Here is a 16,313-nt window from a genome sequence, read left to right as displayed (position 1 = left end):
CGGTCAGCCCTTGTTGTTCGACATCGCGCCGGCGCTGTTCGCGCCGCCGAACAATTGCGTCAGGTACTGCGAGTTGCTGTTCATCGTCGCCATCAGCGAGTTGAGCGCGGTGAACTGCGCCTGGTACTGGCTAGTCAACTGCGCCGCATAGTTCGACAGGGTCGTCTGCTGCTGCGACACGCTTTTCAGATCGTTGCTGAGCGCCGTCGTACGTGCGGCGATCAGCCCGTTCGTCTGCGTGTAGTTCGTGATGTTCGTCGTCAGCTTCTGGCCGATCCCGTTCGTCGAGTTGAACAGCGACGAGACGCCCGTCGGGTTGTTCTGCAGTGCGCTGTTGAGCGCCGTGCTGTCGACCTGCAGCGTGCCGTCGGCCTGCAGCGTGACGCCGATCGACGCGAGGTTGACCGTCGAGCCGTTGCCGTTCACGCCGTTCACGCCGCTCGCGACGATCGACGCGAGCGCGTTCTTGATCGTGTTCAGCGTCGAGTCGCCGAGCAGCGGGCCTTGCGACGACGCGCCGGACGTGAAGCTCGACAGCGAGCCCATCGTCGTGACGAGCGTGTTGTAGAGCGTCGCGAAGTTGTTGATCGCGGCGGCCTGGGTTTTCGTGTCGGTGGCGATCGTCAGCGTCTGCGGTTGCGTCGCGTTGACGGCGGCCGTGGTCAGGTTCAGCGTGACGCCGGTGATCGCGCTCGTCACGGTGTTGCTCGCGCTCGTGCCGGCGATGCCGTTGATCGTGTACGCGGCGTCCTGGGCGACCGTGCTTTGCTTCCATGCGGCGGCGCTGTTCGCGGACGTAAACGTCGACTGGCCGCCCGTCGTGCTGGCCGTCGACGTGACGCCGAGGCTGGACAGGCCGTGGTCGCCGGACACGTTGCCGAGCGCGACGCTGATCGTGTTCGCCGCGCCGGTCGGCGTCGAGCTGAGCACGAGGTGCGCGCCGTCACTGCCGTTGACGACCGATGCGACGATGCCCGGGTTGCCGGTCGTGTTGTTGATTGCGGCGGCGATGCCGGACAGCGTGTTGTTCGTGCTGTTCACGTCGACCGTGAACGACTGGCTGCCGAGCGACAGCGTCATCGTGCCGGTGCCGAGCGCCGTCGACGAACCGAACGCGGCCGACGACAGCGACTGCGACGTCGCGATCTGCGTGACGCCGACCGAATAGCTGCCGGCGACGGCGCCGGCGCCCGCGGTCGCGGTGAGGCCGGTGCCGCTCGCGGTCGCGGTGAAGGTGTTCTGCAGCGAGCCGTTCGACAGCGTCGTGAGGCCGGCCTGCAGCGCGCTCAGCGCGGCCGAAAGCGCGCCGTACGCGGAAATCCGGGTGTTGTCGCTGGTCTGTTGCGCGCTGAGCGCGGCGGTCTGACCGGCGGTCTTCGCATTGACGAGCGCCGTCACGAGCGAGTTGACGTCCATCGACGAGTTGCCGGTCGAACCGCTGATGATCGATTGCGCAGCCTGCTGCAGCTGGCTGTTGGCCGAATTGTTGGCGGAAGTGACGGCGGAATTGATCGTCGACATCGTATTGCTCCGTGCGGCGGATGATCCGTGAAGTTCTGGGTGAAGACCTGGCCGCGGGGCAAGGCCCCGCGTGCCAAGCGCTCGCGGCCGGGCCGCGCGTTACGCGGGGCCCGGCCGCCGGTTGCTACGCGATTACTGCAGGAGCTTCAGGACCTGCTGCGGCAGCGAGTTCGCCTGTGCGAGCACCGAGATGCCAGCTTGCTGCAGCACCTGGTTCTTCGACATGTTCGCGGTTTCCTGCGCGAAGTTCGCGTCGGTGATCTGCGACTGTGCCGACGACAGGTCGGTCGATTCTGCCTGCTGCGCCGTTGCGATCGCCGTGAAGCGGTTTTGTGCCGCGCCGAGTGCTGCCTGCACGTTGTTCACCGTCTGCAGCGCGTTGTCGATCGACACCATCGCGACGTTGGCGCCGCTGACCGTGCTGATGTCGAGGCCCGACACCGTTGCCGGCTTGTTGACGGCGTTGATCTGAGCGACTGCGTTCGTGATCGCGGTGAGCGACGCTGCCGACATGCTCGAGCTGGTTGCGCTCGTGCTGATCGCGATCTGCGTGACGGTCGCGCCGTTGGATGCGGCTGCGGTCGACGTCGTGAAGATTGCCGATGCCGTTGCGCCCGTGATCGCCGTGCCGTTCTGGTCGGTGAACGTGAAGCCGCCCTTGCCGTCCGACGTCACGTTGACGGCCGTGATTGCTGCGCCCGACGACGTGTACTTGCCGGCGGAGTCGAGGCTCAGGCCCGTGACCGTGCCGACCGTCTGGCCGCTCTGCACGACGCCGCCGCCGATCTGCGCGGCCGACATGCTTTGGCTCAGGTCCAGCGAGATCGTCTGGCCGACGTTCGCGCCGACCTGGAACGACACGATGCCGGCGTTGCCGTTCAGGATGTTCGTGCCGTTGTACGTCGTTTGCGACGCGATACGGTTCACTTCCTGGATCTGCTGCGAGACTTCCTGCTGCAGTGCTGCCTGGTCGGTCGTGGACATCGTGCCCGTCGACGCCTGGACGGCCAGCTGGCGGATACGCTGCAGGCTGTTCGTCAGCGACGACAGTGCGCTCGATGCCGTTTGAATCATCGACACGCCGTCGTTCGCGTTCGACACGCCCTGGTTCAGGCCGTTGATCTGCGTCTGCATCCGGGTCGAGATCGCGAGACCGGCTGCGTCGTCCGCAGCGCTGTTGATGCGCTTGCCAGACGACAGGCGGGTGATTGCCTGCGACAGGGCGTTTTGCGAGCCGCTGAGGTTCTGCTGTGCAACCAGCGAGTTGATGTTGCTATTGATTCCGAGCATGGAAAAATCTCCTGTTTAAGCCGAAAGCCCTGGGAAGCCGTTTTTGGCGTCGGCGGAAGCACTCGTTCATTGCTGGCCGCCTCAGAGCAGGATTTCGGCGTACCAAAACAAAACTTGAGGGCCGAGTTGAGATTCGGCCCGATTTTTTATCCTTCTTTGTCATTTCGGACGGGGCCGGTCGGACGCCCGATTAACGGGGGCGGAGACCGGCCCTTCGACGGAGTTGCAAGGCTGTGCACACGGAATCGACAAAAGGATGGTTTTGTCTGTGATTCCCTGATATGATGGCGGGCTGAATTGAGATTTCTGTCACGCCTTTGCCGTTTTCGGCATGTCTGCTGGCAGTCAAACGCGGCGCTGCACGCGGTTGTGAAGCGTACTCGCGGTGCTTTCCGCCTCTCTTTTCCGGCCTCCGAGGCCGTATTTCCGCTCGTTTCGCCTGTTGTGGGGACGCTCGGATGGCCGGTGCGTGGCGCTTGGCCGCTACGTTTTTGACCGTTTAAGCAATTTAGGAACGACATGACGACGATTCTTCTGAAAGAAAACGAGCCGTTCGAAGTGGCGATTCGCCGCTTTCGTCGCGCTATCGAAAAAAATGGCCTGATCGCTGAACTGCGCGAGCGCCAGTCTTACGAAAAGCCGACCGCAGTCCGCAAGCGCAAGAAGGCAGCAGCCGTCAAGCGCCTGCACAAGCGCCTGCGCAGCCAGATGCTGCCGAAGAAGCTCCACTAAGAGCGTCTTACGGTTCGCCGCGAAACGGCGGAGTGTGCCTCGAAAGAGGCCGCTCCGCCGTTTTGCTTTTGGCGGCCGGGAAAGCCCCGATGCCGTGGTGGAAGGGAAGGCGGCGGGGCCGGCCGGCCGACGTCCGCCGGCTTTTGCCCGGCGGCGCGTCGTTCAGAAGTCGATCTTCGCGCTCAGGTTCACCGTACGCGGGCCGCCCGGCGGCCTGTTCATGCAGGCGCAGTTTCCGCTGCATTCGGGGCGGATCGCCGGCGTCGCGGTGAGCGTGCTCGGCGTCGTCATCGCGATGCCGAGCGTGGCGGGCATCTGCATCCGGGTGAAGAAGCGCAGTGCGCGCGTGCGGGACGAGCGGAGCGCGCACTCGGTCGTGCAGGCGTCGTCACGCGCTGCGCGGTGAGTGGACGGGGCGGAGCCGATGCAGGCTCCGGGTGATGGCTGGCGCCTGTCAGCCCGCCTTGCGCCGGCGTGCCGGCTGCTTGCCGCCGAGCGCCGCGCATTGCGCGTGGCACGGGCAGCCGACCTCGTGATCGTTGACCATCCCGGTCGCCTGCATCAGCGCATAGCAGATCGTCGAACCGACGAACTTGCAGCCGTACGCCTTCAGCGCCTTGCTGAGCGCGTCGGACTGCTCGGTCGACGCGGGCGCGTCGCGGTACGACTGCCAGGCGTTCTGCACCGACGTGTTGCCGACGAACGACCACAGGAAGGCGGCGAGCGACCCGTGTTCGTCGCGGATGCGCTGCACGGCGCGCGCGTTGGTCACCGCCGATTCGACCTTCGCGCGGTTGCGCACGATGCCGGGGTTCTCCAGCAGTTTCTCGATGCGCTTCGGCGTGAAGCGCGCGACGGCGTCGACGTCGAAATCCGCGAACGCTTCGCGATAGCCGGCGCGCTTGTTCAGGATCGTCGACCACGACAGCCCGGCCTGTGCGCCTTCCAGGATCAGCATTTCGAACAGGTGGCGATCGTCGTGCGACGGCACGCCCCACTCGGTATCGTGATAGTGAGCGTCCGCTTCCGTCTTCACCCAGTTGCACCGCTGCGACATCGTTTGCCTCGTTTTCAGTGTCGATTCGATCGCGCCAGCATAGCGGAAGCCCTTTTCGCGGGGTAGCCGGCCGAACGGCAGATGGGCGCGCGGCGCCGATCCGGTTAAGCTTGGCGCCTGTTCGAATCAGCGGGATGAAGGCATGGCGGCATTACTTTTTGCGATCGGCATCGACGGCGGCGGCACGGGCACGCGCGCGGTGCTGGCCGACCGGCACGGGCGCGAGCTCGCGCAGGGGCGCGGCGGCCCGTCGGGGCTCGGTCTCGGCATCGAGCGCGCGTGGGCATCGATCGGCGCGGCCTGCGCGGATGCGTTCACGCAGGCCGGTTTCGCGTTCGAGTGGTCGCAGTGCGCGCTCGGCTGCGGGCTCGCGGGCGTCAACAATGCGGCGTGGCTCGCCGCGTTCCGCGCGCAGGCGCCGCTCGGCGCGCTCGCGATCGAGAGCGACGCGTATACGACGGTCGTCGGCGCGCATGGCGGCGCACCGGGGCTCATCGTCGCGCTCGGCACCGGTAGCATCGCGGCGGCGCTCGATGCGGGCGGCGCGTGTCGGATCGCGGGCGGCTTCGGCTTTCCGTCCGGCGACGAGGCGAGCGGCGCGTGGCTCGGCGTGCGCGCGCTTGCGTACGCGCAACAGGCGCTCGACGGCCGCGTGCCGCGCGACGCGTTCGCCGACGCGCTGCTCGCGGAAACGGGCGCGCAGGATCGCGACGCGCTCGTCCAGTGGTCGTGCGATGCGAACCAGACGATCTACGCGCGGCTCGCGCCGATCGTGTTCGCGCACCGCTCGCATCCGGTCGCAGGCGCGCTGATCGCGCAGGCCGGCGACGAGATCGGCAAGATGATCGACGCGCTCGATCCGCAGCAGGCGCTGCCGGTGGCGCTGTGCGGCGGGCTCGCGGACGCGCTCGCGCCGGCCGTGCCGGCGCGCCACGCCGCGCGGCTGCGCGCGCCGCTCGACGATTCCGCGCACGGCGCGCTGCGGCTCGCGCTGCAGGCGCTGCGTGCGGCGGAAGGCGGTTGAAGGCGTGTCGAAGGCGTGTTGAAGGCGTGTTGAAGTTGCGCCGAAGCAGCGCCGCAGGCGGCGCTTGCCCGGGAACCGCCCGGCGCGCAGCCGGGCACGACGTTAGAATGGCCGTTCCGCAGAGCCCTGAGCGCCATTCTTCCGTCCCATGTACAAAGTCATCGCCACCGATCTCGACGGTACCCTGCTGAACAGCGACCACCAACTCGACCCGTACACGATCGACACCGTCCGCCGGCTCGAGCGCGACGGCCTGCAGTTCGTGATCGCCACCGGGCGCCATTACGCGGACGTCGCGGGCATTCGCGATGTACTCGGCATCCGGCCGTACCTGATCACGTCGAACGGTGCGCGCGTGCATGCGCCGGACGACACGACGATCCACGCGCAGGACATCGATCCCGCGATCGTCCGCGGCCTCGTGCAGCCGGACGTCGTCGGCGCGCACGGCCGCGTGATCGTCAACCTGTTCACCGACCAGGGCTGGCTGATCGACCGCGATGCGCCGCACCTGCTCGAATTCCACCAGGATTCGGGCTTCCGGTACGACGTGGTCGACATGCCCGCGCACGACGGCGCGGACATCGCGAAGGTGCTGTATATCGGCGAGCCGACCGATCTGGCGGTGGTCGCCGAGCAGATGCGCGTGCGGTTCGGCGATGCGCTGTACGTCACGTACTCGCTGCCCGACTGTCTCGAAGTGATGACCGCGAACGTGTCGAAGGGGCGCGCGCTGCGCACCGTGCTCGCGCGGCTTGGCGTCGATACCGGCCACTGCATCGCGTTCGGCGACAACATGAACGACATCGACCTGCTCGAAACCGCCGGTCACGCGTTCATGATGAACAACGCGAACCCCGACCTGATCGCACGGCTGCCGCACATCCCGCGGATCGGCAACAACTTCGATGCGGGCGTCGCCCGCCACCTGCGCTCGCTGTTCTCGCTCGCGGACAACGTCGCCGCTTCCTGAGCGACCTGTCCGAGCACGCTTTCCGGGCAGCAATGAAAAACGGGCGCCAGTGGCGCCCGTCGAAATTGCCTGCCTCGATGTTCTTGGACAGCGTGAGGCTCGCTGCTCTGCTCGCGCGACCCCGTAGTGTTTTATTCGCTTGTGCGAGCCGATGCCGGCAGCAGGTCGACGGCGTTGTCACGCCCCGCGACCAGCGGGTAGACGATCCCTGCGAGTACCGCACCGATGATCGGCGCGACCCAGAACAGCCAGAGTTGGCCGATCGCGTCGCCGCCGACGAACAGCGCCGGGCCGGTCGAGCGCGCCGGGTTCACCGACGTGTTGGTGACCGGAATCGAGATCAGGTGAATCAGCGTCAGGCACAGGCCGATCGCGATCGGCGCAAAGCCGGCCGGCGCGCGCTTGTCGGTCGCGCCGAGGATCACGAACAGGAAGAAGCCCGTCATCACGACTTCGCAGATGAACGCCGCGGCCAGCGAGTAGTGGCCGGGCGAGCGCTCGCCGAAGCCGTTCGTCGCAAAGCCGCTGCCGACGACGTCGAAGCCCGGCTTGCCGGTCGCGATCAGGTACAGCACGAACGCGCCGAGCGTTGCGCCGACAACCTGCGCGACGATGTACGGCGCGAGATCGCGTGCCGGGAAGCGGCCGGCGACCGTCAGGCCGACGCTCACCGCCGGATTCAGGTGGCAGCCCGAAATGTGGCCGATCGCGAATGCCATCGTCAGCACGGTCAGGCCAAAGGCAAGTGCGACGCCGGCAAAGCCGATGCCGAGGCCCGGAAAGGCGGCGGCCAGCACGGCGCTTCCGCACCCGCCGAGCACCAGCCAGAACGTGCCGAATACCTCTGCAGCGAGACGCTGAGAAAGATTCATGTAAGGACCTTGTTCAAGTGGATTGAAGACAACCGGACGACACGACGAATTTATTCCATCGCCCGAATTGGTCTGGATTATAGGAAATGAATCGGGTCCGGGAGGGTCAACGATTGTTAAATTTGAATGGCTGACGAATGCCTTTTATTAGAATAAGCCCGCATTCTCGATATAGCCGAATCGGTTAAAGATGACAGTATTTATTTCGAAGGGCAGGGCGGCAGTGCGGATGACGTAACGGATGTTTGTGTCCCGGCCGGGTTCGCCGGGGCCGCATCATCGAAAAAGGGAGTCGAAAAATGTCTCAATACGCGAAACTCAAGGCGCAGATCGCCGATCTGCAGGCCCAGGCGGACGATGTGCGCCGCCAGGAAGTGGCGGCGGTGATTGCCGACGTCCAGCGGATGATTGCCGAATACGGCCTGACGGCCCAGGACCTGGGCTTCGCGGAGCGGGCGCGGCGCGGCCGCCCGCCGAAGAAGGCGCCGCTGCCCCCGAAATACCGCGATCCGAAGTCGGGCGCGACCTGGAGCGGGCGCGGCAAACCGCCGAATTGGATCGTCGGGAAAAACCGCGATCGTTTCGTGATCGAATGACTGGAAGCCAAATGGAAAGAGCCGCATCGTCGATGCGGCTCTTTTGTTTTGCGGTTTTGCGCGCCGATTTCGGCGTGGATTTTACGGAATATTTCCGCGCGGATTTCCGCGTCAGGCGCCCGCGACCCGGCGCAATGCCGGTTGCTTGGTCGCCGTGCAAAGCGATTCGTAAGTTTCGACATAACGCCGCGCCATTGCCTTCGAGCTGAAACGCGTATCGAAACGTTCGCGGATCGCGGTGCGCGACAGGCTGTCGATCCGGTGCAGCGCGCCGACCGCGCCCTGCACGTCCTCGACGATGAAGCCGGTCACGCCGTCCTCGATCACTTCCGGCACCGAGCCGCGGTTGAACGCGACGACCGGCGTGCCGCAGGCCATCGCCTCGATCATCACGAGGCCGAACGGCTCCGGCCAGTCGATCGGGAACAGCAGCGCCTTCGCACCGGACAGGAACGCGGGCTTTTGCGCTTCGTTGATCTCGCCGATGAATTCGACGTGCGCCTGGCCGAGCAGCGGCTCGATCACGTCCTTGAAGTAGTCGGCGTCGGCCTTGTCGACCTTCGCGGCGATCTTCAGCGGCAGCCCGCTTTGCGCGGCGATCCGGATCGCCGTGTCGACGCGCTTTTCGGGACAGATCCGGCCGAGGAACGCGAGGTATTCGGGTTTCACGCCCGGCCGCGGCGTGAGCAGCGTGTCGGGCAGCCCGTGGTACACGGTGCCGGCCCACGCGGCCTGCGGCAGCGGCTTGCGCTGGTTGTTCGAGATCGACACGACCGGCGCGTCCGGGAACGCGTCGAACACGGGCTGCAGTTCCGGCAGGTCGAGGCGGCCGTGCAGCGTCGTCACGTACGGCGTGTCGAGGCGCGACATCAGCGGGAACGGCAGGTAGTCGAGGTGGAAGTGCAGCACGTCGAATTCGTGCGCGACGCGGGCGACCTGCTCGAGGAGCCGCATGTGGGGCGCCATCGAATCGCGGATCGACGGGTCGAGCCGCAGTGCGCGCGGCCAGGCCGCCTCGAGGCGGGCCGACGTGACGGAGTCGCCGCTGGCGAACAGCGTCACGTCGTGCCCGAGTTCGACGAGCGCCTCGGTGAGGTAGGACACGACACGCTCGGTGCCGCCGTAGAGTTTCGGCGGGACGGCTTCGTAAAGCGGCGCGATCTGGGCAATTCGCATGGGGTGTTCTCCTGAGTCGATCCGGGTGGGCGTTGCGGCGCCGCTGCGGTTCCCTTACAAGGTTGCGGAACTTGCCGACACACGCGGTTGGCGGTACGTGGCGGGGCCCTGGGCGGGGTGCGCGGGGCGCCGGACGGCAAGCTGCGGGGCGGGCCGGCACGGCTCGCGCCGCCGCCCATTGGAGTCCATTATCGATATCGCCCTGTAGGGTTCGAGTGTTTTTTCAAACACTTAAGGCTTGTTACACGATGAAATACGCGAAAACCCCGAGAAAAAGGGTGCGGAAACATAAATCGAGATAGCCGCAACTATTGTTGCGCCATCGTGAAAAACCACTATAATTTTTACCGATCCGATTGTCGGCAGCCTTGCCGGCACGCCTTCCGCCACTGTGCGGCGGCCGTCGGACCGATCGCAGCCGAATCCGTGCTGTCACCCGCTTTCCCGATTGCCGCTTTCAATTCGCCTTGTCGGAAAAATTCCTACACGGTTTACAGACAAATCCTGCACGGCATACGCCACTTCGCTGATACCGGCATAAATGCCGTTTGGCCAAAATTCGCCCTGTAAGACTATAAACGAGCCGGCTGCGCGCCAAGAGCGCTCTGATCGAGCAAACGTTTCCATAACACGAATGGCCAAAGCAAAGCTCTTTAACGGGGGAATCATGAGCGCTACCAGCGAAATGCTCAGTGAGATCAAAGAGGTCAACCTGTCGTACCTCCTCCTCGCGCAGCGCCTGCTGCGGGAAGACAAGGCGATGGGCATGTTCCGCATGGGCGTTTCCCAGGAACTGGCCGACATGCTCGCGAACCTCACGCTCGCCCAGACCGTGAAGCTCGCCGCGTCGAACCAGATGCTGTGCCGCTTCCGCTTCGACGATCACGCGCTGCTGTCCTCGCTCGCCGACAAAGGCCGCAGCGATGTCGTCGCGCACGCGCACTCGGCCATCCTGATGGCCGGGCAGCAGGTCGAAAGCGTCCGCTGATCCATCCCGCCTTGCGTTTGTCCCGGCGTGCCGCGCCGGACGGCAGCGTATTGGCCATCCATCCGAACAACGTCAAGCGGACGGTTTTCACCATGGCAAGCAAAAGCGTCGTGATCGAGGTGAAGGAAATCACCCTCGCCATCGAACTGATCGAACTGGGCGCCCGGCTGCAGTTGCTGGAGGCGGAGACGAGCCTGTCGCGGGATCGCCTGATCAAGCTGTACAAGGAACTGAAGGGCGTGTCGCCGCCGAAGGGGATGCTGCCGTTCTCGACCGACTGGTTCATGACGTGGCAGCCGAACATCCACTCGTCGCTGTTCTACAACATCTACCGGTTCATGCAGGACCACGGCCGCTGCGAGCCGATCCAGTCGATCGTGAAGGCGTACCGGCTCTATCAGGAGCACGTGAACCTGTCCGGCGACGAGGCCGCGCTGAGCCTCACGCGCGCGTGGACGCTCGTGCGCTTCTTCGATTCGGGGATGCTGCAGATGACCCCGTGCACGCGCTGCGGCGGCCACTTCGTCGCGCATGCGCATGATCCGCATCAAGGTTTCGTCTGCGGCCTGTGCCAGCCGCCGTCGCGTGCGGGCAAGACCCGCAAGGCCGCCGCCGCGCGCGCCGAGCTGGCCGCCGCCGCGGCCTGAGCGCCGCCGGGCGGGGCGCGAGCGGCTGCCGCGGGCCGCGCGAACCGTCTGCCGATTGCTGGTAAACACCGTCGGGCCGCTGCCGGGCGGTCGCGAAAGTTTTCCTGCCGACTGCCGTAAACCTGCTTAACGGCGATCTTCCCGCCGGTCTTTCATGAGGGACAGGCAGTGCTGATTATCGTGGGAACACTCGTGACGCTGTTGTCCGTCTTCGGCGGTTATGCGCTGGCAGGCGGGCATCTGGGCGCTTTGATCCAGCCCGTCGAGATCCTGATGATCGTGGGTGCCGGCGTCGGCGCATTCATCCTCGGCAACGGCGGCAAGACCATCAAGGCGACGCTGCGCGTGCTGCCGACGCTCTTCAAGGGCTCGAAATACACGAAGGACGTCTATATGGAGCTGATGGCGCTCCTGTACGTGCTGCTCGCGAAAGCGCGCAAGGAAGGCACGCTGACGCTCGAGGCCGACATCGACGATCCGGAAAAGAGCCCGATCTTCACGCAATACCCGAAGATCCTCGCCGATCACCACATCGTCGAATTCCTGACCGACTACCTGCGCCTGATGGTGGGCGGCAACATGAATGCATTCGAGATCGAGAGCCTGATGGACGAGGAGATCGAGACGCATCACGCGGAAGGCGAAGGCCCCGCGCACGCGCTGATGCGCGTCGGCGACGCGATGCCGGCGTTCGGCATCGTCGCGGCCGTGATGGGCGTCGTGCACACGATGGCGTCCGCCGACAAGCCGCCCGCGGTGCTCGGCGCGATGATCGCGCAGGCGCTGGTGGGCACGTTCCTCGGGATCCTGCTGTCGTACGGGCTGATCGGGCCGCTCGCGAGCCTCGCGGAGCAGCGCGTCGCCGAGTCGACCAAGATGTTCCAGTGCATCAAGGTGACGATCCTCGCGACGCTGAACGGCTATGCGCCGGCGATTGCGGTCGAGTTCGGCCGCAAGGTGCTGTTCTCGACCGAGCGGCCGTCGTTTTCCGAGCTCGAAGAGCACGTGCGCCGCGTGAAGGCGAAGTGACGCGGAGCGCCCGATGAGCAAGAGCAAGGATCGCGCGATCGTCGTCAAGCGGGTGGCCCCGGCAAAGAAGGGCCATCACGGCGGCGCATGGAAGCTCGCGTACGCGGACTTCATGACCGCGATGATGGCGTTCTTCCTGCTGATGTGGCTGCTCAGCTCGGTCACGCCGGTGCAGTTGAAGGGGATCGCCGAATACTTCAACACGCCGCTGAAGGCCGCGCTGTTCGGCAGCGGCGACCGCAGCTCGCAGGACTCCAGCATCATCAACGCCGGCGGCCGCGACCTGTCGAGCGCCGACGCCGGCACGCTGCGCCGCACCGACGGCACGACGTCGCTCGCCGAGCGCGTCGCGAAGCCGGTCGACGAGCAGGCGCAAGCGCAGGCGCAGGGCGCGATCGAGCGGCGCGAGCAGGCGCGCCTGCACGACCTGCAGATCAAGCTGATGGCCGCGATCGAGGCCAACCCGACGCTGCGCCAGTTCAAGCAGCAGATCCGCATCGACTCGACGCTGATGGGGTTGCGCATCGAGATCGTCGATACGCAGAAGCGGCCGATGTTCGCGATGTCGAGCGACCACGTCGAGCCGTACATGCGCGACATCCTGCGCGAGATCGGCAAGACGCTGAACGACGTGCCGAACCGGATCATCGTCCAGGGCCACACCGACGCCGTGCCATACGCGGGCGGCGAGGGCGGCTACAGCAACTGGGAGCTGTCGGCCGACCGCGCGAACGCGTCGCGCCGCGAACTGATCTCCGGAGGCATGGACGAGGCGAAAGTGCTGCGTGTGCTCGGCCTCGCGTCGACGCAGAACCTGAACAAGGCCGACCCGCTCGATCCGGAAAACCGCCGGATCAGCGTGATCGTGCTGAACCGCAAATCCGAAGAAGCGCTGATGCGCGACGACGCGACGACCACGACGCTGTCGGCCGACGCGGCGGGCTCGAAGCTGCTTGCGCAGCAGCTCGCCGGCCCGGCGCCGGCCGCGCGTCCGGTGGTTGCGAGCGCCGCCGTCGCGGCGCCGAAACCCTGACGTTCACAAGATTCCGAGACACGCATGAAACAACCCCCACGCTCACTTTGTTCGCTGCCCCCCGAGGGGGCGGTCAGCCACCTTGGGGCGGCCCTGCGGAGGCTGACATGATCCGAACCATTCTCGCCATCGACGACTCCGCGACCATGCGTGCGCTGCTGCAGGCAACGCTTGCGCAGGCCGGCTACGACGTGACGGTGGCGCCGGACGGCGAAGCCGGCTTCGACATGGCCGCAACCGCGCCGTACGACCTGGTGCTGACCGACCAGAACATGCCGCGCAAGAGCGGGCTCGAGGTGATCGCCGCGCTGCGCAAGCTGAGCGCGTATGCGGACACGCCGATCCTCGTGCTGACGACCGAAGGCAGCGATGCGTTCAAGGACGCCGCGCGCGACGCGGGCGCGACCGGCTGGATCGAGAAGCCGATCGACCCGGCCGTGCTGGTCGACCTGGTCGCGACGCTGTCCGAGCCGGCTGCATCCTGACATGAATGAACGCGACGAATCCAACCGGTGACCGGGCATGACTCTCGACATCACGCAGTTCTATCAGACCTTTTTCGACGAAGCGGACGAGTTGCTCGCGCAGATGGAGCAGCTTCTGCTGAACCTCGACGTCGACTCGCCCGACCCCGAAGACCTGGCCGCGATCTTCCGCGCCGCACATTCGATCAAGGGCGGCGCCGCGACGTTCGGCTTTTCCGCGCTGACCGATACCACGCACATCCTCGAATCGCTGCTCGACCGCGCGCGCAACCATGAGCTGACGCTGACCAAGGACATGGTCGACGCGTTCCTCGAGACCAAGGACGTGCTGTCCGACCAGCTCGTCGACTACCGCGCGAGCGCCGAACCGGACGCGGCGGCCGCCGCGACGATCTGCGCGAAGCTCGAACGGCTGAAGGCCGAGAGCGGCGCGGGCGCGCCGGCAGCCGTTGCGGCTGCGCCGGTCGCCGCTGATGCCGCACCGGCCGCCGCTGCCGTCGCATCGGCCGCGGCGCCCGCCGCCGGCGGCGATCGCGCGCCCGATCACGTCGTCGAGCAGGCCGTCGCGGCCGCGCATCCGGCGGCCGACGCAGGCGTTGGAGGCCCGCACCTGAAGATCACGCTCGTGGGCGTGGACGCGAAGGACCAGACGCTGCTCACCGAAGAACTCGGCAACCTCGGCCGGATCGTCGGCCGCGAGGAAGCGGGCGCCGACCTGACGCTGTGGCTCGAATCGGACGTGCCATCCGACGACATCGTCGCCGTGTGCTGCTTCGTGATCGACGAAAGCCAGATCTGCGTCGCGCACGGCACGGCGCCGGCCGCGCCGGCGGCAACGGCTGCCGCGCAGGATGCCGCTGCACCGGCTGCCGAACCGGCCGCCGCCGCGCAACCCGCGCGGGTCGAGGTATTCACGCCGCAGGCCGCCGCGCCGCAACCGGCCGCACCGGCGCCGGCCCCCGCTCCCGCCGAGCCGGCCGCGGCCGCCGCAGCAGCCCAACCGCAGCAGCACCCCCAACAGCCGCAGGCCGACCACGCGGGGCAGGCCGCCGCGCATCACGACGACAAGCGCGCGCGCCCGGCCGCCGCGGCCGCATCGGGCGCCGAAGGCAGCTCGATCCGCGTCGGCGTCGAGAAGGTCGACCAGCTGATCAACCTCGTCGGTGAGCTCGTGATCACGCAGGCGATGCTCGCGGAGACCGCGAGCGCGTTCGATCCGGCGCTGCACGATCGCCTGTTCAACGGGATGGCGCAGCTCGAGCGCAACGCGCGCGACCTGCAGGAAGCCGTGATGTCGATCCGCATGATGCCGATGGACTACGTGTTCAGCCGCTTCCCGCGGCTCGTGCGCGACCTCGCCGGCAAGCTCGGCAAGCAGGTCGAGCTCGTCACGTTCGGCCAGGCGACCGAGCTCGACAAGAGCCTGATCGAACGGATCATCGATCCGCTCACCCACCTCGTGCGCAACAGCCTCGATCACGGGATCGAAACCGTCGACAAGCGCGTCGCCGCCGGCAAGGACGCGGTCGGCCAGCTCGTGCTGTCGGCCGCGCATCACGGCGGCAACATCGTGATCGAGGTCAGCGACGACGGCGCGGGCCTGAACCGCGAACGGATCCTCGCGAAGGCCGCGAAGCAGGGCATGCAGGTGTCCGACAACATCAGCGACGAAGAGGTGTGGAACCTGATCTTCGCGCCGGGCTTCTCGACCGCCGAGACGGTGACGGACGTGTCGGGCCGCGGCGTCGGGATGGACGTCGTGAAGCGCAACATCCAGTCGATGGGCGGCCACGTCGAGATCACGTCGCAGGCCGGCCGCGGCACGACCACGCGGATCGTGCTGCCGCTGACGCTCGCGATCCTCGACGGGATGTCGGTGAAGGTCGGCAGCGAGATCTTCATCCTGCCGCTGAACTTCGTGATGGAGTCTCTGCAGCCGTCGAACGACGACATCTACACGGTCGGCAACGGCGAGCGCGTGGTGCGCGTGCGCGGCGAATACCTGCCGCTGGTCGCGCTGCACGAAGTGTTCTCGGTCGAGGACGCGCGCACCGACCCGACGCAGGGGATCGTCACGATCATGGAAACCGAGGGACGCCGCTTCGCGATGCTGATCGACGAGCTGGTCGGCCAGCAGCAGGTGGTCGTGAAGAACCTCGAAACCAACTACCGCAAGGTGCACGGCATCTCGGCGGCGACCATCCTCGGCGACGGCAGCGTCGCGCTGATCGTCGACGTCGCGGCACTGAACCGCGAAACCCGTGCGATGCACGGCGCCCGTGCCGGCGCCGAGCTCGCGATGTTCTGACTCTCGCCATCAACCGATTGGGGGCAAACGTGTCTGCTGAAGTCCAAATGATCAATCCGGCCGCGGCGAACGCGGCGACGAGCCGCCGCGACGCGGCGCAAGGCGACGCGACGGGCCAGGAATTCCTCGTGTTCACGCTCGGCGACGAGGAATACGGGATCGACATCCTGAAGGTGCAGGAGATCCGCGGCTACGACAGCGTCACGCGCATCGCGAACGCGCCGGAGTTCATCAAGGGCGTGATCAACCTGCGCGGGATCATCGTGCCGATCGTCGACATGCGGATCAAGTTCCATCTCGGCCGCGTCGAGTACGACCACCAGACCGTCGTGATCATCCTGAACGTTGCGCATCGCGTGGTCGGGATGGTGGTCGACGGCGTGTCGGACGTGCTGACGCTGCAGACCGACCAGATCATGCCGGCGCCGGAATTCGGCGCGACGCTGACGACCGAGTACCTGACGGGCCTCGGCACGGTCGACGGCCGGATGTTGATCCTGATGGACATCGAGAAGCTGATGTCGAGCCGTGAAATGGCGCTGATCGAGTCGCTCGGCGGGTAAGTGCGCCGCGTGCGCAGGA

Annotated in this window: 16 protein-coding genes and 1 pseudogene; 12 read left to right on the top strand and 5 right to left on the bottom strand. The window is 66.4% G+C overall.

The features are described from left to right. Positions 1-3: 3 nt before the first annotated feature. On the bottom strand, positions 4-1,521 hold the full coding sequence (fliD, locus tag JYG32_RS13815; protein ID WP_213263834.1) for a flagellar filament capping protein FliD: 1,518 nt from the start codon (positions 1,519-1,521) through the stop codon (positions 4-6). Positions 1,522-1,653: 132 nt separating this feature from the next. Next, entirely contained in the window at positions 1,654-2,811 is a 1,158-nt protein-coding gene (locus JYG32_RS13810; protein WP_174383234.1) for a flagellin, read from the bottom strand. A gap of 519 nt (positions 2,812-3,330) precedes the next feature. Between JYG32_RS13810 and rpsU the strand changes: the two genes are divergently transcribed. Then, a complete protein-coding gene (gene rpsU, locus JYG32_RS13805; protein ID WP_006401410.1) occupies positions 3,331-3,543 on the top strand; it encodes a 30S ribosomal protein S21 in 213 nt (70 codons plus the stop codon). A 196-nt stretch (positions 3,544-3,739) separates the two neighbouring features. Further along, positions 3,740-3,949 (top strand): annotated as a pseudogene (locus JYG32_RS13800) (PepSY domain-containing protein); the annotation flags it as partial. 48 nt (positions 3,950-3,997) lie between these two features. Here JYG32_RS13800 and JYG32_RS13795 read toward each other — a convergent pair. Beyond that, the gene (locus JYG32_RS13795) at positions 3,998-4,600 is read right to left on the bottom strand and encodes a DNA-3-methyladenine glycosylase I (protein ID WP_174383233.1); all 603 of its coding nucleotides are present in this window, start codon (positions 4,598-4,600) and stop codon (positions 3,998-4,000) included. A gap of 142 nt (positions 4,601-4,742) precedes the next feature. Between JYG32_RS13795 and JYG32_RS13790 the strand changes: the two genes are divergently transcribed. Together JYG32_RS13790 and JYG32_RS13785 are read left to right on the top strand one after the other, a co-directional pair. Then, positions 4,743-5,624, top strand: a complete 882-nt coding sequence (locus JYG32_RS13790; protein ID WP_213263833.1) for a BadF/BadG/BcrA/BcrD ATPase family protein — start codon at positions 4,743-4,745, stop codon at positions 5,622-5,624. 148 nt (positions 5,625-5,772) lie between these two features. Then, positions 5,773-6,597 (top strand): Cof-type HAD-IIB family hydrolase, encoded by an 825-nt coding sequence (locus JYG32_RS13785; protein WP_213263832.1) that lies wholly within the window; start codon positions 5,773-5,775, stop codon positions 6,595-6,597. Between the two features lie 131 nt (positions 6,598-6,728). Here the strand turns inward: JYG32_RS13785 and aqpZ are convergent, their stop codons facing one another. Then, a complete protein-coding gene (gene aqpZ / locus JYG32_RS13780; RefSeq protein WP_213263831.1) occupies positions 6,729-7,469 on the bottom strand; it encodes an aquaporin Z in 741 nt (246 codons plus the stop codon). A gap of 299 nt (positions 7,470-7,768) precedes the next feature. Between aqpZ and JYG32_RS13775 the strand changes: the two genes are divergently transcribed. Beyond that, positions 7,769-8,065, top strand: coding sequence for an H-NS histone family protein (locus JYG32_RS13775; protein ID WP_174384121.1), 297 nt, complete (start codon positions 7,769-7,771; stop codon positions 8,063-8,065). Positions 8,066-8,176: 111 nt separating this feature from the next. On the opposite strand, the gene JYG32_RS13770 is transcribed toward JYG32_RS13775, so the two are convergent. Further along, on the bottom strand, positions 8,177-9,241 hold the full coding sequence (locus JYG32_RS13770; protein ID WP_213263830.1) for a glycosyltransferase family 4 protein: 1,065 nt from the start codon (positions 9,239-9,241) through the stop codon (positions 8,177-8,179). A 667-nt stretch (positions 9,242-9,908) separates the two neighbouring features. Between JYG32_RS13770 and flhD the strand changes: the two genes are divergently transcribed. From flhD to cheW, 7 genes are all read left to right on the top strand, one after another. Further along, a complete protein-coding gene (flhD, locus tag JYG32_RS13765; protein ID WP_249744545.1) occupies positions 9,909-10,229 on the top strand; it encodes a flagellar transcriptional regulator FlhD in 321 nt (106 codons plus the stop codon). A gap of 92 nt (positions 10,230-10,321) precedes the next feature. Further along, the gene (gene flhC, locus JYG32_RS13760) at positions 10,322-10,876 is read left to right on the top strand and encodes a flagellar transcriptional regulator FlhC (protein ID WP_011350591.1); all 555 of its coding nucleotides are present in this window, start codon (positions 10,322-10,324) and stop codon (positions 10,874-10,876) included. Between the two features lie 168 nt (positions 10,877-11,044). After that, the gene (motA, locus tag JYG32_RS13755; protein ID WP_011350592.1) at positions 11,045-11,905 is read left to right on the top strand and encodes a flagellar motor stator protein MotA; all 861 of its coding nucleotides are present in this window, start codon (positions 11,045-11,047) and stop codon (positions 11,903-11,905) included. Between the two features lie 13 nt (positions 11,906-11,918). After that, positions 11,919-12,938 carry a flagellar motor protein MotB gene (gene motB, locus JYG32_RS13750; protein ID WP_213263829.1) on the top strand — a complete coding sequence of 340 codons (1,020 nt, stop codon included), beginning with the start codon at positions 11,919-11,921 and terminating at the stop codon, positions 12,936-12,938. Between the two features lie 107 nt (positions 12,939-13,045). Then, positions 13,046-13,423 (top strand): response regulator, encoded by a 378-nt coding sequence (locus JYG32_RS13745; protein ID WP_174384117.1) that lies wholly within the window; start codon positions 13,046-13,048, stop codon positions 13,421-13,423. Positions 13,424-13,460: 37 nt separating this feature from the next. Further along, on the top strand, positions 13,461-15,731 hold the full coding sequence (cheA, locus tag JYG32_RS13740; RefSeq protein WP_213263828.1) for a chemotaxis protein CheA: 2,271 nt from the start codon (positions 13,461-13,463) through the stop codon (positions 15,729-15,731). A 47-nt stretch (positions 15,732-15,778) separates the two neighbouring features. Further along, a complete protein-coding gene (gene cheW / locus JYG32_RS13735; protein ID WP_166963782.1) occupies positions 15,779-16,294 on the top strand; it encodes a chemotaxis protein CheW in 516 nt (171 codons plus the stop codon). The last annotated feature ends 19 nt before the right edge of the window (positions 16,295-16,313 follow it).

This window comes from Burkholderia pyrrocinia, assembly GCF_018417535.1.
GTDB lineage: Bacteria > Pseudomonadota > Gammaproteobacteria > Burkholderiales > Burkholderiaceae > Burkholderia > Burkholderia pyrrocinia_E.
The sequence above is the reverse complement of the archived record's forward strand: the minus strand, read 5'-3'. Positions and strand labels throughout refer to the sequence as shown.